Origin of the sequence: Streptomyces sp. NPDC006879, assembly GCF_042869595.1 — a bacterium.
GTDB lineage: Bacteria > Actinomycetota > Actinomycetes > Streptomycetales > Streptomycetaceae > Streptomyces.
The window spans coordinates 203,481-227,612 of the sequence record NZ_JBIAGC010000005.1 but is presented as its reverse complement, the minus strand read 5'-3'; the positions used below and the strand labels follow the sequence as shown (position 1 = coordinate 227,612).

Here is a 24,132-nt window from a genome sequence, read left to right as displayed (position 1 = left end):
GCCATGGGGAGCGGTCCTGTGTCCGGGTTCACACCGATGGCCCCGAGTGCCAGGCTGGGGCCATGGAGCACCAGGACGATCTCCGCGACGCACTGCACACCGAGGCAGTCGCCACCGACGTACCCCCCGCCGAAGCGGACGCCGCCGAGGACCCCGACCACGCCCGCCTGCTCGCCCGACTGCGGACCGCCCTCCCCGAGGGAGCCCTGCTGACCGACCCCGAGGTGACGGCCTCCTACGCGCAGGACATGGCGAGCTTCTGTGCCGCCGGAAGGCCGGCGGTGGTGGTGCTGCCCCGCACCGTCGAACAGGTCCAGCACGTCATGCGGACCGCCTCCGCCCTGCGGGTACCGGTGGTTCCCCAGGGCGCCCGCACCGGACTGTCCGGAGCGGCCAACGCCACCGACGGCTGCATCGTGCTGTCCCTGGTGAAGATGGACCGCATTTCGGAGATCAGCGCCGTCGACCGGATCGCCGTCGTCGAACCCGGCGTCGTCAACGCCGTGCTCTCGCGGGCCGTCGCCGAACAGGGCCTGTACTACCCGCCGGACCCCTCCAGTTGGGAGCAGTGCACGATCGGCGGGAACATCGGTACCGCCTCCGGCGGCCTGTGCTGCGTCAAGTACGGAGTGACCGCCGAATACGTGCTCGGTCTCGACGTGGTCCTCGCCGATGGGCGACTGCTGCGCACCGGCCGTCGTACCGCCAAGGGCGTCGCCGGATACGACCTGACGCGACTGTTCGTGGGTTCCGAGGGCAGCCTCGGCATCATCGTCGCCGCAGTGCTCGCACTGAAGCCCGAGCCGCCGGCCCAGCTCGCCCTGGCCGCGGAGTTCCCCTCCACCGCTGCTGCCTGCGAGGCCGTCTGCGCCATCATGGAGCGCGGACACACCCCCTCGCTGCTGGAGTTGATGGACCGCACCACCGTTCAGGCCGTCAACCAACTGGGCAGGATGGGTCTCCCCGAGAGCACCGAAGCGCTCCTGCTGGCTGCCTTCGACACCCTTGACCCGGCCGCCGACCTCGCGGCCGTCGGCGAACTGTGCACGGCCGCCGGGGCCACCGCGGTGGTGCCGGCCGCTGACGCAGCCGAGTCCGAACTCCTGCTCCAAGCACGGCGGACGGCGTTGCCGGCACTTGAGACCCTGCGGCCCGCCACGATGATCGACGACGTCTGCGTACCTCGCTCCCGGTTGGCCGAGATGCTCGACGGCACCCGTGCCATCGCCCAGCGCTACGAACTGACCATCGGTGTCTGTGCGCACGCGGGTGACGGCAACACGCACCCGGTCGTCTGCTTCGACCCCGGCGACCCGCAAGAGGCCCGGCGGGCACGGGAATCCTTCGACGAGATCATGGCGCTCGGCCTCCAACTGGGCGGCACCATCACCGGCGAACACGGCGTCGGTGTCCTCAAGAAGGAATGGCTCGCCCGTGAGCTCGGCCCAGTGGGCGTCGAGGTGCAGCGCGCAGTCAAGCACGCCTTCGACCCACAGGGCCTGCTCAACCCGGGCAAGCTCTTTTGAAGGCACCCGCCCCCGCGCCGAGGGCACCTTCCCCGCGTCCTCCGCGTCGCGGGGAAGGGCCCCGGTCCGGTGGTCGGCTCATGCCTCCCCTTCCGCCGATTCGTCGGAGGGCCAGGGGTCGCGCAGCCACAGCTCGTCCGCCGGTGTAGGGGCGAGGAGTCGGGCCAGGGCCGCTTCCAGCCCCAGCCGGTCCCCCTCCGCGCCGGGTGGAACCAACTGCAAGGTCCGCTCGATCCAGGCCGAAACCACGGTCGAGGGGCACTCCAACAGGGCATCGCCGTCCGGGGAGCTGAGCGCCATGCAGATCACGCTCTGTCCCCCCACCTTCGTCGGCCACACCCGGACGTCTCCCTGGCCACAAGGTCGGAACACCCCCTCCACCAGGAGCTCCCTGGCGAACGTCCACTCGACCGGGGACATCGAACCGGTGTGGAAGGTGATGTGGACGGCGTAGGGGTCTTCGGTGCGGTAGGTCAGCCGGGCGGGTACCGGGATGCTGCGCTCCGGCGACAGCACCAGTTTGAGTTCCAGTTCGCGTTCCACCACGGTGTGCGACATCGGCGTCCCTTCCTCTTGTGCCTGGCCGGATACCCGGCCTCGAAAGGTAGAGAGCGCCCAGGGCGCCTTTCATGACGCGACTTTCGGGCAGGAATTTTCTTCAGCGGCCCGGTGGGGGACCCGGCGCCGGACGCCGCCGTTCGCTCGCCAGGTCGAACCGGACCCGTTGCCCCGACTCCTTCCTGCGGCCCACGCGTTCTTCGTTAGTGTCCTCCCTGGGACAGACGACGCGGATGTTCATGATCGGAGTTGGAAGACAGATGACGGATGCTCCGGACGACGGCGGGAACATGGCCCGAGAGGGTTTCTACCCCGATCCTTCTGTCCCCGGCTTCGTCCGGTACTGGAACGGCCAGGCCTGGGCACCCGGCACCAGCCGCCCCGCGAAGCCGGGGGAGCTCTCCGCGTCCGGGCCGGCGGGCACCACCGAGGAAACCGGTCCGGTCTTCCTGGACGAGGACCCCGAAATCCCGACGGACCCCGTCACCCCCACCGACTCGGAGGTCGCACATGCCTCCCAGGCCCGCCCCGGGATCGAGCCTGCGGACGCGGTCCCGGTACCGCGCGTTGAGCCGGCCTCCGCTTGGCAGGCCGACGCCGCTCGCCAGTCCGGGTTCGGCGGTGACCACGACCAGCGGGTCTCCTGGGGTGGCAGCGCGCCCGACCCGCGGGTGCCCGCCCGCCCGGCCGACCCAGTAGCACCGGCTCGTCCCCATCTGGGAGCACCTGCGGCCGAAGCGTCCTCGCGCGATCCCTATGCCGCCCCCGTGGGGTCCGCCGGAGCAGCCGTGCGCGACCCCCGCCTTCCTGCTCCGGCACCCGAACCCGCCCCCCTGCCCGGGGAGCCGGCCGCCCCTGAGGCGGAGGAGAGCACCCCGGCGGCCCAGCCACGGGCGGTGGCGCAAGAGTCCGCCCCGTTGGTTCCGGCGCAGCCCGGGCCGGTCGCCGCCCAGGCCTGGGAACAGCAGGTGCAGCAACTGGCCCGGCCCGGTGAGGACTGGAGGCCGCCACCGGCAGACGTCTTCCAGCAGATGGCCGAGAACTCCGCCCGCCCCGCCGGGTTGGGACGCCGCTTGGCCGCCCGCCTCCTCGACTCCGTCGTCTACGCGGCGGTGGCCGTCGCCGTCGCGGTGCCGCTGCTTCCGAGGACCACTGCGCACCTGGAGGCGAAGATCGATGCGGCCAAGCTCCAGGGCAGGACGGTCACGGTGTGGTTGTTGGACGCCACCACCGCCGGCCATCTAGGTCTGGTGCTGGCCACCCTGCTGCTCTTCGGCGTTGTGTACGAGGCGTTGCCGACCGCCAAGTGGGGTGCCACGCTGGGCAAGAGACTGTTGGGGCTGCGGGTCCGTGACACGACCGCTCAACAACCCCCTTCGTTCGGGGCCTCGCTGCGCCGTTGGCTGACCTACGGGGTGCTGGGTTCGCTGGGCGTCGGGGTGTTGGGCGCGGCCTGGTGCCTGTTCGATCGGCCGTGGCGGCAGGGATGGCACGACAAGGCGGCCGGCACTTTCGTGGGGCGCTGAGGCCTGTCCCCCGATACCCGGCGGGTGTGCGACGACAGCTGCGGTGCCTCGCCGCGTCGTCGGTCCGCGTCAGCCGGTTGCCGTACCGGGCGCGCCTGCCTTCCCCCTAACGGATCGGCTCCCGTTGCGAGGTGTCCCGGCCCGGGTTCGACTACGGCCATGAGTACCGATCAGCCGCGCCCGGGAGAGTCGCCAGAAGACGATCCGTTCCTCAAGAAGCCGCCGGACCAGACGCCCCCGTCCGGCGGCTCGCCCTACGGCTCTCCGCCTCCCGGTACACCGCCGCCCGGCGGACCGGCGGGGCCGGCCTCGGGTGGGGGCGCGGGCGGCGGCTTCCCCCCGCCGCCGCCCCCGCCGCCCGGCGGTGGTCCGTACGGGGGCGACCCGTATGGTGGCGGCCCCGGCTCCTACGGTGCTCCTGACCCGCTGGCGGGGATGCCGCCGTTGGCTCATTTCGGCAAGCGGCTGTTGGCCCGGATCATTGATGTCCTGCTGATCGCCATTCCCCTCTATCTGATCCAACTGCCTTTCGAGGGCAACCGCTTCGTGATTGAGTCGAACAACGGCGAGGACGCCACGGAGGTCTTCACACGGGCCTACAACGGCAGTGGGCTGCTCTGGACGCTGATCGCCATCGTCGCCTACATCGGTTACGACACCCTGATGGTCAAACGGAACGGACAGACCCTCGGTAAGCGGTGGTTGGGCCTGCGCGTGGCGATGCTCAATGACGGCACCGTTCCCCCGACGAACGCCTCGCTCTCCCGTGCCGCCATGTTGTGGCTGCCGGCGCTCCTGTGCTGTCCGTGCATCTGGGAGTTGGTGCTGATCATCACGATCCTGGCGGACCGCCCCTACCGGCAGGGTCTGCACGACAAGGTGGGCAAGACGGTCGTGGTCACGGTCGTGGCCTGAGCGCCGTCTGGCCTGGGGGACGGGGTCGCCCGAGTGCCGCGAACCCGGTGGACCCTTCCGGTCGTCGTGCCTGGAGCTGTGCAAGCAGCCGAGGCCGGTCCGATCCCCTTTGTCGGGGTCGGGCCGGCCGTTTGTGCTTCGTGTTCACCGAACCCGGACCGTCGCGGCGTTGGTGGAAGAGCGGACGCGCGATCTCGGGTGCGGGGGGCCGGTCGGATCAGTGGTGTACCGGCTGGGCTGGACGCTCGGCGGGACGGGTCTGTGCTGCCGGGGTTGCCGGGCGCGAAGCCGGGGCGCTGGCGCTCGCCTGCTTCGGGAGCGGCACCGAGAGGGAGACGAGGATACCGAGGGCGAGGGCGGCCAGGGTGATGATCGCCACGCCGATCCCGCTGCGGGTCTGGGACAGCAGCAGCATGGCGAGGGTTGAGACGACGACCGTGGCGGAGCCGTAGGCAAGCTGTGCGGCAGTCGGGCGCGGCATGGCGGGTTCCGTCCTGGAGGCTTCGTAGGGGGAGGAGTCGGCTCAACTCGGGCGCACGGCAACCGACTCTACGACGGTGGATGCCCGAAGGGAACGGCTGGTAAGCACGACCTAACCCCCTGTGCCGGTGCATGGGGGGCGCACACGCGTTTCACGTGCACCAATGCGGAAGAAGTGCGCGCCTGTTGACATCACCAACAGTGTCCGTAATGCGGAACCGGCCGCCCGCATAGTGCACTTGCTCGGACCATGTCAAGGTCTGTCTTTTCTGGCTCTCATCCGATCGAATGTCGTTCACTTGAGACGCGTGCTGCCCCGGAACCCCCCATCCTCGGTTTTCGGCCGGGTGGCCGCGGGAGGGGAACAACATCAAGTGAGCATGAAGAATCCGCGCGGCCGACGAGTGCTGCGCACTGCCGCGGTGACGGTGGCCATGGCTGCCTGCGCCGCCAGTATCTCGGCCTTCTCCACTGCTTCTGCCCAGAGCGCCCCGACCGACGTGGCGGTAGACCGCCACGACCCGGCGCCCGCGAAGACGCATGTCGAGCACGACCTCGAAGGCCCGTTCAGCAAGCAGCAGGCGCAGGCCCGCGAGGCCGCCCTGGAACAGGTCATCTCAGGCAAGGCCGGTGTGCAGCAGCGCAACGGCTCCAAGGTGGTGAAGCTCGCCAACAAGAAGTACGTCGAGCTTGCCCGGGAGAAGGCCGACAAGATCTTCACCATCCTCGTCGAGTTCGGCGACAAGGTCGACAACACGACCATGTTCGACCCGGACGGCGACGGGCCGAAGCCGCCCATCAAGAAGTACGCCGGCACGCCCGGCCCGCTGCACAACAAGATAGCCAAGCCCGATCGCAAGAAGGACAACAGCACGGCCTGGAAGGCGGATTACAACCGCAAGCACTTCCAGGACCTGTACTTCGCCACGGGCAAGGGCGAGCACTCGCTCAAGACCTACTACGAGAAGACCTCCTCCGGCCGCTACTCGGTCGACGGCACCGTCTCCGACTGGGTCAAGGTCCCCTACAACGAGGCCCGTTACGGTTCCAACTACTGCGGCCAGTCCAACTGCGCCAATGTGTGGGACACCGTCCGTGACGGCGTCAACGCCTGGGTCAAGGCCCAGAAGAAGGCCGGCAAGACCGACAAGCAGATCAAGGCCACCCTGGCGAAGTACGACGCCTGGGACCGCTACGACTACGACGGCGACGGCAACTTCAACGAGCCCGACGGCTACATCGACCACTTCCAGATCGTCCACGCGGGCGAGGACGAGTCGGCTGGTGGCGGTGCGCAGGGCGGCGACGCTCTGTGGGCCCACCGCTGGTACGCCTACGGAACCAACGCGGGACAGACCGGCCCGAAGGACAACAAGGCCGGTGGTACCCAGATCGGCAAGTCCGGCATCTGGGTCGGCGACTACACCATGCAGCCGGAGAACGGCGGCCTCGGTGTCTTCGCCCACGAGTACGGCCACGACCTCGGCCTGCCGGACCTGTACGACACCTCCGGCGGTGGCGAGAACTCGGTCGGTTTCTGGTCCCTGATGTCGGCAGGCTCCTGGCTGGGCACCGGCAAGCAGTCCATCGGTGACATGCCGGGCGACATGACTGCCTGGGACAAGCTCCAACTGGGCTGGCTGAACTACGACAAGGCCAAGGCCGCCACCAAGTCCACGCACAAGCTGGGCGTCTCGGCGTACAACACCCGCAAGAAGCAGGCGCTGGTCGTCGAACTGCCGAAGAAGTCCGTCACCACCACCGTCACGGCGCCCGCCGAGGGCACGATGCAGTGGTGGAGCAACATGGGTGACGACCTCAAGAACACCCTCACCCGCTCCGTGGACCTGACCGGCAAGTCCTCCGCCGCACTGTCCCTCAAGGGCTGGTGGGACATCGAGAAGGACTACGACTACCTCTACACCGAGGTGTCCACCGACGGTGGCAGCCAGTGGACCGCCCTCGACGGCACCGCGAACGGTCAGGCCCTGCCGCGCGACGCCGCCGACAAGCCCGCTCTGACCGACGTCTCCGGCGACTGGAAGGACCTGAACTTCCCGCTCGACGCCTACGCCGGCAAGAAGATCGATCTGCGCTTCCGCTACCAGACCGACGGCGGCGCCGGCGGCAAGGGCTTCACCGCCGACGCGCTGAAGATCACCGCTGATGGCGCGGCCATCTTCACCGACGGTGCCGAGACGGCTGCCGAGGGCTGGACGGCCAAGGGCTTCTCCCGGGTGGGCGAGAGCTTCACCAAGAAGTACAAGCAGTACTACCTGGCCGAGAACCGCCAGTACGTCTCGTACGACAGGACCCTCAAGGTCGGCCCGTACAACTTCGGCTTCTCGAACACCCGCCCCGACTGGGTCGAGCACTACCCCTACCAGAACGGTCTGATGCTCTGGCTCTGGGACACCTCCCAGAAGGACAACAACGTCAGCGCGCACCCCGGCTCGGGTCTGATCCTGCCGATCGACGCCCACGCCAAGCCGCTGAAGTGGTCCGACGGCTCGCTGGTCCGTAACAAGATCCAGCCGTTCGACGCGCCGTTCAGCAAGTACCGGACCGACGGTTTCACGCTGCACAACGCCGGCAAGGCGCTGCGCATCCCGTCCAAGCGCGGCGTGTCGGTCTTCGATGACCACAAGGGCAAGTACTACTACGCGGAGAACCCGACCGGCAGTGTCAAGACCGCTGACACCAACACCCGGATCTCGATCCTCCGTGAGGCCAAGGACGGTTCGAACATGACCATCCGGGTCGCCCCCTCCGTTCGATAGTCTCGCATCACCACAGGTCAAAGCATGATCGGCCGTCGCCCACTAGCGGGCGGCGGCCGATCGCGTTTAGATGCGTGGTGCGAAGTCGTTATTGACATACCGGTCGCGTACCGGACTCACGGGGGAAGTGAGAGGCATGCCAGGCGGAGGATTCATCAAGCTGCCCAACGGCACGGTGGTGGTCGCCCTGACCCTGCCGAGGCCGTGTCCGGACGGCACCGGTGGCAACGGCAAGGTGCGCGTACTCGTGCACGCAGTGAACCGGGCCCGCGCCCTGACCAGGCTGCGCAACCTCGGAATGCGCGCCGTCTACCTGCGGGGCAATGCCGAACCACCCACCCCGGATGAGATCACCGCCGTACTGCACCACCCCGACGGCCTGCTCTGGCGGACCGCGCCGGACCGCACTGCCGAGCTGTGGCACCCCATCCGGGCCCTGCTGGGATGACCGCTCCGGGGCCCGTCGGGGCCGCACCGTCTCCCGGCTGGAGGGCCGGGAACGTCGGGGGCGCCGCAGCCGGCCCCGCCGGCCGTCAGCCGAGGACCACCGGGGTGCCGGACAGCTCCACCCCCGCGGCGCGCAGCTCCTCCAGGGCACGGGCCGTGGTGTGCGGGGCCACGCCTGCGGTGAGGTCCAGCAGGACGCGGGTGGTCAGCCCCTCGGCCGCGGCGTCCAGGGCCGTGGCCCGCACGCAGTGGTCGGTGGCGATGCCGACCACGTCCACGGCGTTCACCTCGCGCTCGCGCAGCCACCGGGCCAGAGCGACGGCGTTCTCGTCCTGTCCTTCGAAGCCGCTGTAGGCAGCGCTGTAGGCGCCCTTGTCGAAGACTGCGGCGATGGCGCCGGAGGCCACGGCGGGGGCGAAATTCGGGTGGAAGCCCACGCCCTCGGTGCCGGCCACGCAGTGCACCGGCCAGCTGCGCTGGAAGTCCGGCTCGGCCGGCGGGCGGGCGAAGTGGTCACCCGGGTCGATGTGGTGGTCGCGGGTGGCCACGACGTGCCGGTAGCCGGCCGAGGACTGGCCGATCAGCTCGGTGATGGCGGCGGCCACGTCCGCGCCGCCCTTCACGGCGAGGCTGCCGCCCTCGCAGAAGTCGTTCTGAACGTCCACGACGATCAACGCGCGGTGCATGGCGGCTGTCCTTTGGTCGGGCCGGGCCTGGTCGGCCCGGACGGTGCGGGGCGGGGGCCCGGTGCTCGGGCCGGGCCTGATCTGGTCTGTGGCGCGGTGGCGCTGATCGTGTGGCGGCGGGACGATGCCCCTTGGATGCCCGGCCGCCCGGCGTTCATGCCTACTCGTCACACGTGCGCCTGCCCGCCGCCGTTCAGAGGTATTCCGTGGGGATGACAGCTTCGCCGCGGGAGAGCTGGACCGCGGACATCGGCAGTCGACCACGGGTTGCCCGGTGGCGGTCCCGGGCTGCTTCGAGCGGCTCCCTGGCCACGACCTCCCCGCCCTTGACGAGCTCCACCGCGAGCTGCTGACCTGCGAGCTCGGGCGGTACCGGGCCGGTGCCGATCACCTCCGCGACGGCGATCCCCTCGTCGTCACGTCGGCGCGCGGCCCATTTGCGACCCCCGTGGGAGGTCTTGCCGCCCAGGGACTTCTTGGCCACCGGGAGCAACGGGGCCTTGGGGTCCGCGGACGCGGCGCGGGCGACCAGCTTGTAGACCATGGAGCAGGTCGGGTGGCCGCTACCGGTGACCAGCTGGGTGCCCACCCCGTAGGCGTCCACGGGCGCGGCGGCCAGCGAGGCGATGGCGTACTCGTCGAGGTCGGAGGTGACCACGATCCGGGTGCCGGTCGCCCCGAGTTCGTCCAACTGCTGACGGACCCGGTGGGCGACCAGCAGCAGGTCGCCGGAGTCGATGCGGACGGCACCCAGACCGGTGCCCGCCACCTCGACGGCGGTGCGCACTGCTTCGGCCACGTCGTAGGTGTCCACGAGCAAAGTGGTGGCGCCGCCCAGCGAGGCCACCTGGGCGACGAAGGCGTCCCGCTCACTGTCGTGCACCAGGGTGAAGGCGTGCGCGCTCGTGCCTACGGTGGGGATGCCGTAGCGGAAGCCGGCCGCCAGGCAGGAGGTGGAGGAGAAGCCGCCCACGTAGGCCGCACGCGCCGCGGCCACGGCCGCCAGTTCGTGGGTCCGGCGGGCGCCCATCTCGATCAGGGGCCGTTCACCGGCGGCAGCCGCCATCCGGGAGGCCGCGGCGGCGATCGCCGAGTCATGGTTCAGGATGGAGAGGATCACCGTCTCCAGCAGCACGCATTCGGCGAAGCTGCCCTCGACGCGCAGGATCGGGGAGCCGGGGAAGTAGGCCTCGCCCTCGGGGTATCCCCAGATGTCCCCACCGAAGCGGTAGGAGGACAGCCAGTCGAGGGTGCGCATGTCGACCACCGCGCGCTCGCGCAGGAAGTCCAGCACGGCGTGGTCGAAGCGGAAGTTCTCCACGGCGTCCAGGACCCGGCCGATGCCCGCGACGACGCCGTAGCGTCGACCTTCGGGCAGTCTGCGGGTGAAGACCTCGAAGACCGAGCGGCGTTCGGCGGTGCCGTTGCGCAGCGCGGCCTGAAGCATCGTGAGCTCGTAGTGGTCGGTGAAGAGCGCTGTCGACGGGACGTCCACCGGCAGGCCCAGGTCCGCAGGGTTCATGGCTGGGATGCTACTCCACATCTCGTCAGTCTGACGAGATCTACCTCGGTTTGTGCGACGAGCCCGTCACAGTGGCAGCATGGGCAGGGTGAGTGTTGCTCCCATCGAGATCGAACGCACCCAGCAGGCGGAGGAGACCTCCGCGGTCCCCGAACCGGACGTCCCCTGGGTCACGCTGGTTCACAACGACCCGGTCAACCTGATGAGCTATGTGACGTATGTCTTCCAGGCCTACTTCGGCTACTCCAAGGACAAGGCGCACAGGCTGATGATGGACGTCCACCACAAGGGGCGGGCGGTCGTCTCCAGAGGCACCCGCGAAGAGATGGAGCGCGACGTACAGGCCATGCACGGATACGGACTCTGGGCGACCCTCTCGCAGGACCGCGGCTGATGGCCGCGCACCCCGGCACCTTCGTGCCGCTGGAGGGCGGCGGCGCGGCTGTCGCCCTCGATGAGGTCGAAATCTCCATCCTGCGCTCCCTTGCGGTCCAACTCCTGGAGCTGATCGGTCCCGGTGACGAGCCCAAGGCGGGCGAGGACCCGCTGGCCGCGCTCTTCGCCGAGGGGCCCAGTGAGCCGCCCAGCGATCCGGCGCTGGCCCGGCTGTTCCCGGACGCCTACGGCGCCGGTCCGGGTGGTGATGAGGTCGGGGACCCGCAGGAGCTGCGCGACTGGTCCGCGGAGTTCCGCCGGTTCACGGAGTCGGACCTGCGCACCCGCAAGCGGGAGGACGTGCTCGCGGTCGTCCGTTCGTTGGACGCGCTCACGCCCGGCGGCGACGGGGCGGCGGTGCTGGAGTTGCGCGGCGAGCTGCCGCAGCGCTGGTTGGGCGCGCTGAACGACCTGCGGCTGACCATCGCCTCCCGGCTGGAGATCGCCGAGGACGACGAGGGGGCTCGGCTGTTCCGGCTTCCGGACAGTGATCCGCGCAAGCCCATGGTGATGGCGTACCTGTGGCTCGGTGGCCTCCAGGAGACCTTGGTGGAGACCCTGATGGGCTAAGGGTGCCCCTCTGCGCGTCCCTGGCGGCGATTCGGCGACGGCCGCGGCGCAGCGTTGCCGGATCACCCGATCGCACCCCGTACGCGGGGTGCGATCGCTTCGTGGTGCTGCCGTGCCTGACGCCGCGCGCTGATCCAGCGGGGCGTGGCAGGCGCGATCCCGGTGCAGTGCCGAAATGCACTCTCATGGGAGTCTCAAATCCGAATAACGATCTGATGAACCGGATTCGCTCAATTGTCATCGAGTGGGTGAATCATCCGGTTTTCCCGGTGGTCCGCGTCACAGTTCTGTCCGCCGGTCGGTGATCGCGCCGTGATAGATCTTCAAGATCTCCGGCGCGACGACACCCCTGTCCGTCGGCGTAGCTCAAGGCCGGCGGACCGCCGGCGTGCACTCCATCCATATCCGGGGGGATCGAGACCCGATCCGCAGCCGCCTCGCGGCGCGGGTCGGCATGGAGAAAGGCGCACCAGACATGACCTCGCTGCAGGTCGAGCAGCAGGACCCCGATGCCGGGAGGCCCGGCGGCGCCGTGGCCACCGAGCCGGGCGAGGGGTACCACCGGGCGCTCGGCGCCCGTCAGATCCAGATGATCGCCATCGGTGGCGCGATCGGCACCGGCCTGTTCCTCGGGGCGGGCAAGGCCATCTCCAAGGCAGGTCCCAGTCTGATCCTGGCCTACGCCCTGGCGGGCCTGGTCATCTTCTTCATCATGCGGGCGCTGGGCGAACTGCTGATGTACCGGCCCGTGTCGGGCTCCTTCTCGGAGTACGCCCGGGAGTTCGTAGGCCCCTTCGCGGGGTTCGTCACCGGCTGGACCTACTGGCTCTTCTGGGTGGTCACGGGCATCACCGAAGTCACCGCTGCCGCGCAGTACATGACCTACTGGACGGGTGACTCGTTCCCGCAGTGGACCTATGCGCTGATCTTCACGGTGGTCCTCTACGGCGCCAACCTGATCTCCGTGAAGCTCTTCGCGGAGATGGAGTTCTGGTTCTCGATGGTGAAGGTCACCGCCATCGTCGGCATGATCCTCATCTGTGCGGGCATCCTCACCATCGGCTTCTCCGACGCGGCGGCCACCGCCTCGGTGAGCAACCTCTGGAGCGACGGCGGGTTCTTCCCCAAGGGGCTCGGCGGCACCTTGATGACCCTTCAGATCGTGATGTTCGCCTTCCTCGCCGTGGAACTCGTCGGGGTCACCGCCGGGGAGTCCAAGGATCCGGAGAAGGTGCTGCCCAAGGCGATCAACACGGTGCCGTGGCGCATCGCCATCTTCTACGTCGGCGCCCTGATCATGATCCTCTCGGTGGTTCCGTGGTCGGAGTTCCAGCCCGGAGTCAGCCCCTTCGTCGCGGCCTTCGAGAAGATGGGCCTGGGGATCGGGGCGGCCATCGTCAACTTCGTGGTGCTGACCGCCGCGCTGTCCTCCTGCAACTCGGGCATGTACTCCACCGGGCGGATGCTGCGCGACCTCGCCCTCAACCGCCAGGGACCGCGGGTCTTCACCAGGCTGACCAAGAACGGCACTCCCCTGCTCGGCACCAGCTTCTCCGCCTCGCTGATGCTGGTCGGTGTCTGGATCAACTACGTGGCGCCGGGCAAGGCCTTCGACTACGTGGTCTCCTTCGCCACCATCTCCGGCATGTGGGCCTGGATCATGATCCTGGTCTCGCAGATCCGGTACCGGGCCAGATCCGATCGGGGCGAACTGCCGAAGTCGCCGTTCCGCGCGCCCGGGGCGCCGTACAGCAGTTGGTTCGCCCTCGTGTTCATCGCCCTGGTCATCGTGCTCATGGGAGTGGACGAGGACGCTCGGATCTCGCTCTACTGCGCTCCACTGTGGGGCGCAGCACTGGGCGTGAGCTATCTGGTGCTGGGGCGCCGCAACGCCGAGAGGGTGGCCTCCGGCCGGCGCTGAACGGTGGCGGTCCACCTTCCGCGGACGGAGCCGTGTCCACGGCGCCGTCCAGCATGCGGGCCGGTTCGTACTGAGCTTCGGTACGGGCCGGCCCGCATGCTTATCCTGTCGCTCATGCTGACCCTCACCCAGGAGCTGTACGACCAGATCGTCGAGCACTCCCGCAAGGACCACCCCGACGAGGCCTGCGGGGTGGTCGCTGGTCCGGCGGGTTCCGGCCGGCCCGAGCGGTTCATCCCGATGCTCAACGCGGCACGCTCGCCCACCTTCTACGAGTTCGACTCGGCCGACCTGCTGCGGCTCTACCGCGAGATGGACGACCGGGACGAAGAGCCGGTCATCATCTACCACTCGCACACCGCGACCGAGGCGTACCCCTCGCGCACCGACATCACCTACGCCAACGAGCCCGACGCCCACTACGTGCTCGTCTCCACGGCCGACAGCGAGGGCGCGGGCGAGTTCCAGTTCCGTTCGTACCGCATCGTGGACGGGGTCGTCACGGAGGAAGAAGTGCAGGTCGTGGCCGCTTACTAGGTCCCACCTGACCATCTGGTGAGCGGTACGGGTCCGACAGGTGAGATCACACTCCAGTCGAAGGAGTGGGAATCGATACGATGACCGCATGGTTTCCCACGACGTGAGCAACGAGACGCCCAGCACCCTGCTGCTGGTGGCGCGGCTGCACGTCGACCTGTGCCGCCTCGCCAGCGCCATCTGTTCCGCCGCCTGAGCGGCGCCGCCCGCGCTCCGCAGCACCACAGCTCCCCTGCGCGCGGGCCCCGGGCCGCGCGCACCCCCCGCCCTTACGCACGAAGCCTCTTGACGACAGGAACCCAACCATGGCCATCGAGGTCCGCATCCCGACCATCCTCCGCACCTACACCGACGGCGAGAAGGCCGTCCAGGGCAGCGGCGCGACCCTCGCCGAACTGTTCGCGGACCTGGAGACGCGCCACAAGGGCATCGAGGAGCGCATCGTGGACGCCGCGTCCGGCGGTCAGCTGCGCCGCTTCGTGAACGTCTACCTCAACGACGAGGACGTCCGCTTCCTCGACGGGATCTCCACCAAGCTCAGCGACGGCGACAACGTCACCATCCTCCCGGCTGTGGCCGGCGGCGCCCGCTGATGCGGTACGACTCCCCGCTGGCGGCAGTCGGCAACACCCCGCTGGTGCGGCTGCCCCGGCTCTCTCCGTCGGAGGACGTCCGCATCTGGGCCAAGCTGGAGGACCGCAACCCCACCGGCTCGATCAAGGACCGCCCGGCGCTCCACATGATCGAGCAGGCTGAGAAGGCCGGCCGCCTCGCCCCGGGCTGCACCATCTTGGAGCCGACCTCCGGCAACACCGGCATCTCCCTGGCGATGGCGGCGAAGCTCAAGGGCTACCGAATCGTCTGCGTCATGCCGGAGAACACCAGCCAGGAGCGCCGGGACCTGCTCGCCATGTGGGGCGCGCAGATCATCTCCTCGCCCGCTGCGGGCGGCTCCAACACCGCCGTACGCGTGGCCAAGGAGTTGGCTGAACAACACCCCGACTGGGTGATGCTCTACCAGTACGGCAACCCGGACAACGCCGGTGCCCACTACGCCGGCACCGGCCCCGAGATCCTCGCCGACCTCCCCTCGATCACCCACTTCGTGGCCGGGCTCGGCACCACCGGCACCCTGATGGGTGCCGGCCGCTACCTCCGTGAGCACAAGCCGGACATCAAGATCGTGGCTGCTGAGCCGCGGTACGACGATCTCGTCTACGGGCTGCGCAACCTCGACGAGGGCTTCGTTCCCGAGCTGTACGACGCCTCCGTGCTGACCACCCGTTTCTCGGTGGGATCGGCGGACGCCGTCACCCGCACCCGCGACCTCCTCCAGCAGGAGGGGATCTTCGCCGGGGTGTCCACCGGAGCCGCCCTGCACGCCGCGATCGGCGTCGGCAACAAGGCACTCAGGGCGGGCGAGAGCGCCGACATCGTCTTCGTCGTCGCCGACGGTGGATGGAAGTACCTCTCCACCGGTGTCTACACCGCCGCCACCACCGAAGAGGCCATCGCCACGCTCCAGGGCCAGCTCTGGGCCTGAGCCCCGCAAGCCCCACCGCGCCGGCGGTCTTCCGGTGGCGCCCCGCGCCTCGGGCCGCGGGTTTCGACGGGTGGTGGCGGATCCAGGCCCGTGTGGCCAGGTCCACCACCACCCGTCGAGACGAAGTCCCGCACCGGGACGTACCGAGGTGCATCGGTCTCCGGGAACCCCCACCGGCCCCTCCCTTTCGGACGCCGTTTCGGCGCTGGCCACCGGGGCGTGTTCAAGGCATGACGCCCGCGAGGCGCATCGGCGAGTATCCAGAGCGGGGCGACACCGGTGCGGGCCATCGCTCCAGCGGGTGACACCGCAGGTGAGTTCCCCCACAACGGCCAGCCGTTGAGGAGCGACCAGCCCTTTCGCGCCTTACGCTCGATCCACGCACGACCCCCGACGCCCCTCTGTCCCCGTCCCCGGACCGCACACGGAGGTTCCTGCTCCATGAAGCTCACCGTCGTCGGCTGCTCCGGGTCGTTTCCCTCCGCGGAATCGGCCTGTTCGAGCTACCTCGTAGAGGCCGACGGCTTTCGGCTGCTCCTCGACATGGGCAACGGTGCCCTTGGCGAACTGCAGCGCCACATCGGTCTCTACGATCTCGATGCGATCTTCCTGAGCCATCTGCACGCCGACCACTGCATCGACATGTGTGCCTACTTCGTGGCCCGCTACTACCGGCACGAGGGCGGGCGCTGCGGACCGATCCCGGTGTACGGGCCGGAGGGCACCGAGCGGCGGATGGTCACCGCCTATGAGGACGTTCCCGACGAGCAGGCGATGCGCGAGGTGTTCGACTTCCGGACCCTGAAGTCGGCCGCCTTCGAGATCGGCCCCTTCCAGGTGCGCACGGAACGGGTCCGGCACCCCGTCGAGGCATACGGCATCCGGATCGAGCACGGCGGGAGCGTGTTGACGTACTCGGGTGACACGGGACCCTGCGCGGCCCTCGACGAGCTGGCCGCCGATGCCGACCTCTTCCTGTGCGAGGCCTCCTTCACCCATGGCAAGGAGGACATCCCGGCGCTCCACCTCAATGGCCGCGAGGCCGGTCAGGTGGCTTCCGCGGCGGGTGCCCGCCGGCTGGTGCTCACGCACATTCCGCCGTGGACGGACGCCGCCTTGAACCTGGCACATGCGGCGGAGGTCTACGGAGGTCCGGCCGAACTGGCCCGGGCCGGCGCCGTCTACGAGCTGTAGCCCCGGGACCACGGATTCACGCAGGAGCCCCCGCCTGCGCCCGTCGGAAATCAGACGGGCGCAGGCGGGGGCTTCCAGTTTGGGGTCGGTGCCTACTTGGCGTCGGCCTTCTCCATCTCGGCGATCTCCTCGTCCGTCTCCCGGCCCGGGGTGGGCAGGTTGAACTTGACGATCGCGAAGCGGAAGACCACGTAGTACAGCGCGGCGAAGACCAGGCCGACCGGGATGATCAGCCAGGGCTTGGTTGCGTTGCTCCACCCCAGCGAGAAGTCGATCAGACCCGCGGAGAAGGTGAAGCCGGCATGGACGCCCAGGGCCCAGGTGACGGCCATGGACAGGGCGGTCAGCACGGCGTGCAGCGCGTAGAGCAGCGGCGCGATGAACATGAAGGAGAACTCGATGGGCTCCGTCACGCCGGTGACGAAGGAGGTCAGGGCGAGCGAGAGCATCATGCCCGTCACGGCCTTGCGGCGCTCGGGCCGGGCGGCGTGCGCGATGGCCAGGGCCGCGGCCGGCAGACCGAACATCATGATCGGGAAGAAGCCGGTCATGAAGAGGCCGGCATCCGGGTCACCGGCGAAGAACCGGTTGAGGTCACCGTGGATGACCTCGCCGGCGGCGTTGGTGAAGTCGCCGATCTGGAACCAGGCGACGGTGTTCACGAACTGGTGCATGCCGATCGGGATCAGCGCGCGGTTGATGGCACCGAAGAGGCCGGCGCCAGCCGCGCCGAGACCGGTCATCCACTCACCGAAGTTGGAGATGACGTCGCCGACCGGCCCCCAGGCCAGGCCGAAGAAGACACCGGCGATGACGCCGACGAAGGCCATGATGATCGGGACGAGTCGGCGGCCGTTGAAGAAGCCGAGCCAGTCCACCAGCTTGGTGCGGTGGTAGCGCTGCCACAGCATGGCGGCCAGCAGGCCCATCACGATGCCGCCGAGAACGCCGGGGTTGTTGTACGTCGCGGCGACGTCCACACCCTTGTTCTCGGTTGTGTTGACCACGGCCTCGGTCACGGGGAAGGCGGTGAGGACGTTCTTGTAGACCAGGAACCCGACGAGCGCCGCCAGCGCGGTCGAGCCGTCGGCCTTCTTCGCGAAGCCGATGGCGACGCCGATGCAGAACAGCAGGGGCAGGTTGGCGAAGACCGCGTCACCGGCGGTGGCGAACACCGAGGCGACCTTGTCCCAGCCGAGGCCGTCCTTACCGAAGACGTCCGGCTGGCCCAGGCGCAGCAGGATGCCCGCCGCGGGCAGGACCGCGATCGGTAGCTGAAGGCTTCGGCCGACCTTCTGCAGGCCCTGGATCAGGCCTTGGCCCCACTTCTTGGCGGGCGGCGCCGTAGTGGCGGTAGCCGTACTCATAACTTCCTCCGGTGAGCCAAGTCGCCGCCGGAGGGCATGGAGAGCACGGGGGTCGGCGGCGTCTTGAAAAAGGGGGTCACGCGCGCCGGGGGAGCGCGCATGGTCTACACCACTTGGTGGTGTAGACCAGTTTTAACACGGTCGGGGTCACGTAAGGAACCCGTCATTCTCAAGGAGTCTTGGAGAATTCCCGGGAAGCGGCAGACCCCCCGACCGTGATGGTCGGGGGGTCTGTCGGGGTGTGATCTTCGCGTTTCCGGGCTGACCTGGGGGTCTGGGGGTGGCGACAAGGAGTGGCCGGAAAGTGTCGGTGGCCGGGTCAGGGTTTGACCGCTTCATCCTCTAGCTCTTGGAACACCTCCTCCGGCTCGTTGCCCGGCGTCGGGATCTTGAAGTAGGTGATCGAGAACCTGAAGATCACGTAGTAGACCACCCCGAAAGCCAGTCCGATCGGGATGATCATCCAGGGCTTGGTGGCGAGCCCCCAGTTGATCACGTAGTCGATCAGTCCGGCCGAGAAACTGAACCCGTCCTTGACGCCCAGCCCCCAACTGACCGCCATCGACACGCCCGTCAGCAGTGCGTGGATCACGTACAGCGCCGGTGCCACGAACAAGAAGGAGTACTCCAGTGGCTCGGTGATCCCCGTGATGAAGGAGGTCAGGCCCACCGACAGCATCAGGCCGCCGACCTCCTTGCGGCGCCCGGGCTTGGCGCAGTGTGTGATCGCCAGCGCCGCCGCGGGTAGCGCGAACATCATGATCGGGAAGAAGCCCGTGGTGAACTGGCCCGCCGTGGGGTCGCCGGCCAGGAAGCGGCTGATGTCACCGTGCACCACCTGCCCGTCCGGCTTGGTGTAGCTGCCGAACTGGAACCACACCGGCACGTTCAGGAACTGGTGCAGGCCGATCACCAGCAGAGCCCGGTTGGCGACCCCGAAGATCCCGGCCCCCCAAGCGCCGAGGCTGGTCAGCCAGTCACTGAAGCCCTCCAGTCCGTCACCGATCGGCGGCCAGATCCACAGGCACAGCGCCGCGAACGCGATGCCGACGAAGGACATGATGATCGGAACCAGTCGCCGCCCGTTGAAGAAGCCGAGCCAGTCCACCAGCTTCACACGGTGGTAGCGCTGCCAGAACCAGGCGGCCATCAGGCCCATCAGGATCCCCCCGAACACCCCCGGGTTCTGGAAGGTGAGCGCCACCACCGAACCGTCGTCGGCCTGGCAGCCGAGCGCGATCTGCTCGGTGTCCGCGGGGCAGGGCTTGGGGAACTGGCGCAGCACGTTGAAGTAGACGAGGAAGCCGGCCACCGCCGCCAGCGCCGTGGAACCGTCCGCCTTCTTCGCCATGCCGATGGCCACGCCGATGCAGAACAGCAGGGGAAGCCCGATATCAGGGTCGAGCAGCGCGCCGCCAGCGCCCGCCATGACCTTGGCGACATCCGTCCAGCCGAGTCCGTCCGCTCCGAACACGTCCGGCTGGCCGAGTCGGTTGAGGATTCCCGCCGCGGGTAGGACGGCGATGGGCAGTTGGAGGCTGCGCCCCATTTTCTGCAGCCCCTGGAAGAGCCCGTGCCACCACTGCTTTCGTGGTGCCGCGGCGGTAGCGTCGGCGCCCAACGTTCCCTCCCTCTGCCGGCTGGTTTGGCGCAGGCCGCGCACTGGTGTAGACCAGTCTTCGATGCGGTCTCCGCTGATCGTCATCATTCGGTAGAACCGCTACGCGCGCTCGGGTAGATGGGCCAACCGTGCGTTACCGTGACAAAGCGGACCGTCGCGACGGTACGCCGAGACTCGTTCCTTGAAAGAACAGGGAGATAGACATGGCCAGCAAGGCTGAGAAGATCGTCGCCGGGCTCGGCGGAATCAAGAACATCGAAGAGGTCGAAGGCTGCATCACCCGCCTGCGCACCGAGGTCGTGGACCCGAGTCTCGTCGACGAGGCCGCGCTCAAGGCCGCCGGCGCCCACGGAGTGGTCAAGATGGGCACGGCCATCCAGGTCGTCATCGGCACCGACGCCGACCCCATCGCCGCCGATATCGAGGACATGATGTAGCGCCACCCGCGGCCGTCCGCACCCACGAAGACCCCGCCCCTCCACACGGACGGCCCACCACGTCCGGACCAGCGGAGCGGGGCTTCGTCGTGCAGCGATAGGCTCAACCCATGTCTCGCATCGACGGCCGCACCCCCGACCAGCTCCGCCCCGTCACCATCGAACGAGGGTGGAGCAAGCACGCAGAGGGCTCCGTCCTCATCTCCTTCGGCGACACCAAGGTCTTCTGCACCGCATCCTTCACCGAAGGCGTCCCGCGCTGGCGCAAGGGCAGCGGCGAAGGCTGGGTCACCGGCGAGTACTCGATGCTGCCCCGCTCCACCAACACCCGCGGCGACCGCGAGTCCGTCCGCGGCAAGATCGGTGGACGCACCCACGAGATCTCCCGTCTCATCGGCCGCTCCCTTCGTGCCGTCATCGACTACAAGGCCCTGGGCGAGAACACCATCGTCCTCGACTGCGACGTCCTCCAAGCCGATGGAGGCACCCGCACCGCAGCCGTCACCGGCGCCTACGTGGCACTCGCCGACGCCGTCTCCTGGGGTCAGAGCAAGAAGCTCATCAAGGCCGGCCGCAAACCGCTCACCGGTACCGTCGCCGCAGTCAGCGTGGGCATCGTCGACGGCACGCCCCTCCTCGACCTCTGCTACGAGGAGGATGTCCGAGCCGAGACCGACATGAACGTCGTCTGCACCGGTGACGGCCGTTTCGTCGAGGTCCAGGGAACCGCCGAAGGCGAGCCGTTCGACCGCAAGGAACTCAACGCCCTCCTCGACCTCGCCGCCGGTGGCTGCGCCGACCTCGAAGAGCTCCAGCGCAAGGCGCTGGAGCTCTGAGCCGTCCCGCCAAGGCCGTCCGAACCCGTTCTGGCGCCCCAGGCGGTACCGATCTGCCCGCGGGGTCCGGACCGAACCCAGGGCAACGAGAGCCGACGGGAACTCCCCCCATCGCCCCGACGTCGTAACGGACATGGGCGCACAGCTCCAGGCTGTGCGCCCGTCCGCACATTCGACCCCAGGGGGACCCGCATGACCACCCGCCGCCGCACGACGGCGCTCGTTGCCGCCGCCGTCCTCGCCCTGCCCGGCATAGCGGCCTGTTCCGCGATCGACACGGCCATGGACTGCGCACAGACCGCCGTGGCCATCACCGACGCGGCCAATGACCTCCAGCAGGCCGTCTCCCAGGCCGGCAACAGCCCCCAAGAGGCGCAGAACGCGCTCAACCAGATCGAACAGAGCCTGAGCCAGGTCGGTGACAACACCGATAACGCCGACCTCAGCAAAGCCGTCCGCTCCCTCACCGACGCGGTCAAGAACGTCAGCTCCGCCATCGAGCAGGGCAACCCCACCCCCGACATCAGCCCCGTCTCCGACGCCGCCTCCGAGCTCAGCAAGGTCTGCACGCCGGGTTGACAGCTCGCGCACTCCCGCGCCCACCCCACCGGCGATCCGGGTGCGGCGCGGGACGGCCGCCGTCGGGGCGGAATAATCTCCCCCATGACCCGCCTGATCCTCGCGACCCGCAACGCGGGCAAGATCGCCGAACTCCGCAGCATCCTCTCCGACTCCGGACTGCCCCACGAACTCGTGGGGGCCGAGAGCTATCCCGAGGTCCCCGACGTCAAGGAGACCGGCACCACCTTCGCCGAGAACGCCCTCCTCAAGGCACACGCCCTGGCCCGAGCTACCGGCCTGCCCGCCGTCGCCGACGACTCCGGCCTCTGCGTCGACGTCCTCAACGGCGCCCCGGGCATCTTCTCCGCCCGCTGGGCCGGCCGGCACGGTGACGACGCCGCCAACCTGACCCTGCTCCTGTCCCAACTGGCGGACATCGCCCCCGCGCACCGCGGTGCCCACTTCGCCTGTGCCGCCGCACTGGCTCTGCCTGACGGCACGGAGCGCGTCGTCGAGGGGCGCCTCAGGGGAACGCTGCGCTACGCCCCCACCGGCGCCGGGGGCTTCGGTTATGACCCGATCCTCCAGCCCGAGGGCGACACCCGTACCTGCGCGGAACTCACCCCGGCCGAGAAGAACGCCATCTCCCACCGCGGCCAGGCCTTCCGCGCCCTGGTTCCCGTGGTGCGCGAACTCCTCGGGTGAAGCGGTTCCCCGACACAACAGTGCGGCCCTTTCCCCGTCGAATCGAAGGGGAAAGGGCCGCACTATCGGTACGCCCGGTCGGATTCGAACCGACAACACATGGCACCTAAAGCCATTCTCTCTTCCGTTGGAGTACGGGCGCCGGACCGTGCACTACTGTACTGCGTCCTCTCCCGGTGGTGTCGATCCGTACGCCGTTGCAGGCCGGCGGTGGCTCCGTGGACACCGCCGGCCTGCAACGGCGCGGCAGTTGGGGCGATGCGCGCAGAGGCAGCGTGTGTTCCGCTGCCCACCCCGCGAAGGCCAGGAAGGGTCCTCGCACCGCCACGGGAAGCACCCCGTCGCTGAGGAGCGCCGCCGCAGCCGCAGCGGCTGCCCCGAGACCCGGGAGGCGTTCTCGCCACCGGTGTGCCGTCCGGCCGCCCCTCGCGCCCGTATGGAGCAACGAGCCGGCGCGGTCCGAAGATTCCGCCGGAAAGCCGAACGGTTTGCGCCGAGCGCTCGGGGCAGGCCTCCATGCGGTCGTGGTCGGGCCCGCTTGGGGACCCGTCGGGGGTGGTCAGATGCCGAGATCCTTGATGATCTTCGCGACATGGCCGGTGGCCCTGACGTTGTACATGGCCCGTTCGACCTTCCCCTCCTCGTCCACGACGATCGTGGAACGGATCACACCCATGACGGTCTTGCCGTAGAGCTTCTTCTCACCGAAGGCCCCGTAGGCCTCCAGTACCTGCTTGTCCGGGTCGCCGACGAGGGTGACCGCCAGGTGCTCCTTCTCGCGGAACTTCGCCAGCTTCTCGGGCTTGTCCGGGGAGACACCGATCACGTCGTAGCCCGCACCCGCCAACAGTTCGAGGTTGTCCGTGAAATCGCAGGCCTGCTTGGTGCAGCCGGGCGTGAGCGCGGCGGGGTAGAAGTACACGATCACCTTGCGCCCCCGGTGGTCGGCGAGCGATACCTCGTTGCCGTCCGCATCGGGCAGGGTGAAGGCCGGGGCGGTGTCACCGGGCTGGAGTCGCTCGCTCATCTCTGGGGCCTCCTCGAAGAGGGTTCGGCAGTGCTTCGTTACAGCACGAGCGTAAGCTGACAGTCCGTCCACGAAGGACGCCCGCCCGCTCACCACCGCACAGACGACGACGGAGGCACCTCGGTGTCGGAGGCCAGGACCCCTGCCCAGATCGAGGCGGACATCGTTCGCCGCCGCGAGCAGCTCGCCGAGACGCTCGACGAGATCGGCATTCGGATGCACCCGCAGACGATCATCGGCGATGCCAAGGCGCGCGTCGCCTCGACCGTCGACCACACCGCGGGCCGGGCCTTCGTGGCCGTGAACCGTGCGGTCAACGACGTGAAGGCCGGGTTGCAGGACGAGGACGGCGCACCGCGACTGGAGCGCATCTTGCCGCTCGCGCTCCTGGCGGCGGGCTTGGTCGGGCTGGCCGTCTCGGCGCGGCGCCGGCGGGGCTGAGCCTGCGTCCGCCCCGAGGTTGCCCGCTCGCAACGGTGCGGATGGAGCTCGGCGCGCTCCAGTCGGGTGGGTTCGACGGGCTCGATGGCCGCCGGTTCGACCCTCGCCGGTACAGCAGGCGCTCGGGCAGGTAGGTTCGAGTCGTGAGCGAGAACACCCACCACGACAAGCTGCCCATCCGGATGCTGCACGATCGTGTACTGGTCCGGTCCGACACGCCTGAGGGCGAGCGCCGCTCCGGCGGCGGCATCCTCATCCCCGCGACTGCGGCGGTGGGCAAGAGGCTGGCCTGGGCGGAGGTGGTCGCGGTCGGCCAGAGCGTACGGACCGTGGAACCCGGGGACCGGGTCCTGTACGACCCCGAGGACCGCGCCGAGGTCGAGGTGCGGGGCGTGGCCTACGTGCTGATGAGGGAGCGGGACCTGCACGCGGTGGCCGCCGAACGGCTGGAGGGGTCGGAGGATTCCACGGGCCTCTACCTCTAGAAGACCGATGAA

Annotated in this window: 26 protein-coding genes and 1 tRNA gene; 19 read left to right on the top strand and 8 right to left on the bottom strand. The window is 68.9% G+C overall.

All coding sequences use genetic code 11. From position 1 onward, the window contains the following. The first annotated feature begins 62 nt into the window (after positions 1-62). Entirely contained in the window at positions 63-1,526 is a 1,464-nt protein-coding gene (locus ACFYMC_RS06625) for an FAD-binding oxidoreductase (protein WP_388519757.1), read from the top strand. A gap of 78 nt (positions 1,527-1,604) precedes the next feature. On the opposite strand, the gene ACFYMC_RS06620 is transcribed toward ACFYMC_RS06625, so the two are convergent. Next, positions 1,605-2,084: an SsgA family sporulation/cell division regulator gene (locus ACFYMC_RS06620; protein WP_388519754.1), complete on the bottom strand. Its 480-nt coding sequence runs from the start codon at positions 2,082-2,084 to the stop codon at positions 1,605-1,607. A gap of 260 nt (positions 2,085-2,344) precedes the next feature. On the opposite strand from ACFYMC_RS06620, the gene ACFYMC_RS06615 reads away from it, so the two are divergent. Both ACFYMC_RS06615 and ACFYMC_RS06610 read left to right on the top strand, forming a co-directional pair. Further along, on the top strand, positions 2,345-3,610 hold the full coding sequence (locus tag ACFYMC_RS06615; protein ID WP_388519751.1) for an RDD family protein: 1,266 nt from the start codon (positions 2,345-2,347) through the stop codon (positions 3,608-3,610). A gap of 159 nt (positions 3,611-3,769) precedes the next feature. After that, positions 3,770-4,525, top strand: coding sequence for an RDD family protein (locus tag ACFYMC_RS06610; protein ID WP_388519748.1), 756 nt, complete (start codon positions 3,770-3,772; stop codon positions 4,523-4,525). A gap of 217 nt (positions 4,526-4,742) precedes the next feature. Here ACFYMC_RS06610 and ACFYMC_RS06605 read toward each other — a convergent pair whose 3' ends face one another. Then, positions 4,743-5,006: a hypothetical protein gene (locus ACFYMC_RS06605; protein WP_388519745.1), complete on the bottom strand. Its 264-nt coding sequence runs from the start codon at positions 5,004-5,006 to the stop codon at positions 4,743-4,745. A gap of 379 nt (positions 5,007-5,385) precedes the next feature. On the opposite strand from ACFYMC_RS06605, the gene ACFYMC_RS06600 reads away from it, so the two are divergent. Then, positions 5,386-7,785 carry an immune inhibitor A domain-containing protein gene (locus tag ACFYMC_RS06600; protein WP_388519742.1) on the top strand — a complete coding sequence of 800 codons (2,400 nt, stop codon included), beginning with the start codon at positions 5,386-5,388 and terminating at the stop codon, positions 7,783-7,785. A gap of 136 nt (positions 7,786-7,921) precedes the next feature. Then, positions 7,922-8,233 (top strand): hypothetical protein, encoded by a 312-nt coding sequence (locus ACFYMC_RS06595; protein WP_388519739.1) that lies wholly within the window; start codon positions 7,922-7,924, stop codon positions 8,231-8,233. Positions 8,234-8,318: 85 nt separating this feature from the next. On the opposite strand, the gene ACFYMC_RS06590 is transcribed toward ACFYMC_RS06595, so the two are convergent. Both ACFYMC_RS06590 and ACFYMC_RS06585 read right to left on the bottom strand, forming a co-directional pair. Beyond that, positions 8,319-8,918 carry a nicotinamidase gene (locus tag ACFYMC_RS06590; protein WP_388519736.1) on the bottom strand — a complete coding sequence of 200 codons (600 nt, stop codon included), beginning with the start codon at positions 8,916-8,918 and terminating at the stop codon, positions 8,319-8,321. A 193-nt stretch (positions 8,919-9,111) separates the two neighbouring features. After that, positions 9,112-10,440 (bottom strand): nicotinate phosphoribosyltransferase, encoded by a 1,329-nt coding sequence (locus ACFYMC_RS06585; RefSeq protein WP_388519733.1) that lies wholly within the window; start codon positions 10,438-10,440, stop codon positions 9,112-9,114. Between the two features lie 79 nt (positions 10,441-10,519). Between ACFYMC_RS06585 and clpS the strand changes: the two genes are divergently transcribed. The 8 genes from clpS (at position 10,520) to ACFYMC_RS06545 (ending at position 16,640) form a co-directional block, all read left to right on the top strand. Further along, positions 10,520-10,834, top strand: coding sequence for an ATP-dependent Clp protease adapter ClpS (gene clpS, locus ACFYMC_RS06580; RefSeq protein ID WP_388519730.1), 315 nt, complete (start codon positions 10,520-10,522; stop codon positions 10,832-10,834). After that, positions 10,834-11,445 (top strand): DUF2017 domain-containing protein, encoded by a 612-nt coding sequence (locus ACFYMC_RS06575; RefSeq protein WP_388519727.1) that lies wholly within the window; start codon positions 10,834-10,836, stop codon positions 11,443-11,445. The genes clpS and ACFYMC_RS06575 overlap by 1 nt, the downstream gene beginning before the upstream one ends. A gap of 475 nt (positions 11,446-11,920) precedes the next feature. Beyond that, the gene (locus ACFYMC_RS06570) at positions 11,921-13,366 is read left to right on the top strand and encodes an amino acid permease (RefSeq protein ID WP_388519725.1); all 1,446 of its coding nucleotides are present in this window, start codon (positions 11,921-11,923) and stop codon (positions 13,364-13,366) included. 114 nt (positions 13,367-13,480) lie between these two features. Continuing rightward, a complete protein-coding gene (locus ACFYMC_RS06565) occupies positions 13,481-13,903 on the top strand; it encodes a Mov34/MPN/PAD-1 family protein (protein WP_388519722.1) in 423 nt (140 codons plus the stop codon). Positions 13,904-13,991: 88 nt separating this feature from the next. After that, on the top strand, positions 13,992-14,099 hold the full coding sequence (locus ACFYMC_RS06560) for a putative leader peptide (RefSeq protein WP_388519719.1): 108 nt from the start codon (positions 13,992-13,994) through the stop codon (positions 14,097-14,099). A 109-nt stretch (positions 14,100-14,208) separates the two neighbouring features. Next, complete coding sequence (locus ACFYMC_RS06555) at positions 14,209-14,496, top strand: MoaD/ThiS family protein (RefSeq protein WP_388519716.1); 288 nt, start codon at positions 14,209-14,211, stop codon at positions 14,494-14,496. Next, entirely contained in the window at positions 14,496-15,446 is a 951-nt protein-coding gene (locus tag ACFYMC_RS06550; RefSeq protein WP_388519714.1) for a PLP-dependent cysteine synthase family protein, read from the top strand. Before ACFYMC_RS06555 ends, ACFYMC_RS06550 begins: the two co-directional genes overlap by 1 nt. Before the next feature lie 441 nt (positions 15,447-15,887). After that, positions 15,888-16,640, top strand: a complete 753-nt coding sequence (locus tag ACFYMC_RS06545; RefSeq protein ID WP_388519711.1) for an MBL fold metallo-hydrolase — start codon at positions 15,888-15,890, stop codon at positions 16,638-16,640. A gap of 92 nt (positions 16,641-16,732) precedes the next feature. On the opposite strand, the gene ACFYMC_RS06540 is transcribed toward ACFYMC_RS06545, so the two are convergent. Together ACFYMC_RS06540 and ACFYMC_RS06535 are read right to left on the bottom strand one after the other, a co-directional pair. Beyond that, positions 16,733-18,007: a PTS transporter subunit EIIC gene (locus ACFYMC_RS06540; protein WP_388519708.1), complete on the bottom strand. Its 1,275-nt coding sequence runs from the start codon at positions 18,005-18,007 to the stop codon at positions 16,733-16,735. 319 nt (positions 18,008-18,326) lie between these two features. Continuing rightward, a complete protein-coding gene (locus tag ACFYMC_RS06535; protein WP_388519705.1) occupies positions 18,327-19,628 on the bottom strand; it encodes a PTS transporter subunit EIIC in 1,302 nt (433 codons plus the stop codon). Between the two features lie 203 nt (positions 19,629-19,831). Here ACFYMC_RS06535 and ACFYMC_RS06530 point away from each other — a divergent pair, with 203 nt between their 5' ends. The 4 genes from ACFYMC_RS06530 to rdgB all read left to right on the top strand — a co-directional run bounded on the left by ACFYMC_RS06530 (position 19,832) and on the right by rdgB (position 22,167). Further along, positions 19,832-20,065 carry a glucose PTS transporter subunit EIIB gene (locus ACFYMC_RS06530; protein ID WP_388519703.1) on the top strand — a complete coding sequence of 78 codons (234 nt, stop codon included), beginning with the start codon at positions 19,832-19,834 and terminating at the stop codon, positions 20,063-20,065. Between the two features lie 110 nt (positions 20,066-20,175). Then, positions 20,176-20,901, top strand: coding sequence for a ribonuclease PH (gene rph, locus ACFYMC_RS06525; RefSeq protein WP_388519701.1), 726 nt, complete (start codon positions 20,176-20,178; stop codon positions 20,899-20,901). Between the two features lie 192 nt (positions 20,902-21,093). Next, positions 21,094-21,480, top strand: a complete 387-nt coding sequence (locus ACFYMC_RS06520) for a hypothetical protein (protein WP_388519698.1) — start codon at positions 21,094-21,096, stop codon at positions 21,478-21,480. 84 nt (positions 21,481-21,564) lie between these two features. Further along, positions 21,565-22,167, top strand: coding sequence for an RdgB/HAM1 family non-canonical purine NTP pyrophosphatase (gene rdgB / locus ACFYMC_RS06515; protein ID WP_388519695.1), 603 nt, complete (start codon positions 21,565-21,567; stop codon positions 22,165-22,167). 69 nt (positions 22,168-22,236) lie between these two features. Here the strand turns inward: rdgB and ACFYMC_RS06510 are convergent. Further along, positions 22,237-22,309: transfer RNA gene (locus tag ACFYMC_RS06510), tRNA-Leu, on the bottom strand. Positions 22,310-22,726: 417 nt separating this feature from the next. Beyond that, entirely contained in the window at positions 22,727-23,194 is a 468-nt protein-coding gene (gene bcp, locus ACFYMC_RS06505) for a thioredoxin-dependent thiol peroxidase (RefSeq protein WP_388519692.1), read from the bottom strand. 123 nt (positions 23,195-23,317) lie between these two features. Here bcp and ACFYMC_RS06500 point away from each other — a divergent pair, with 123 nt between their 5' ends. Both ACFYMC_RS06500 and ACFYMC_RS06495 read left to right on the top strand, forming a co-directional pair. Further along, on the top strand, positions 23,318-23,635 hold the full coding sequence (locus ACFYMC_RS06500; protein ID WP_388519689.1) for a DUF3618 domain-containing protein: 318 nt from the start codon (positions 23,318-23,320) through the stop codon (positions 23,633-23,635). 143 nt (positions 23,636-23,778) lie between these two features. Next, positions 23,779-24,120 (top strand): GroES family chaperonin, encoded by a 342-nt coding sequence (locus ACFYMC_RS06495; protein ID WP_388519686.1) that lies wholly within the window; start codon positions 23,779-23,781, stop codon positions 24,118-24,120. The last annotated feature ends 12 nt before the right edge of the window (positions 24,121-24,132 follow it).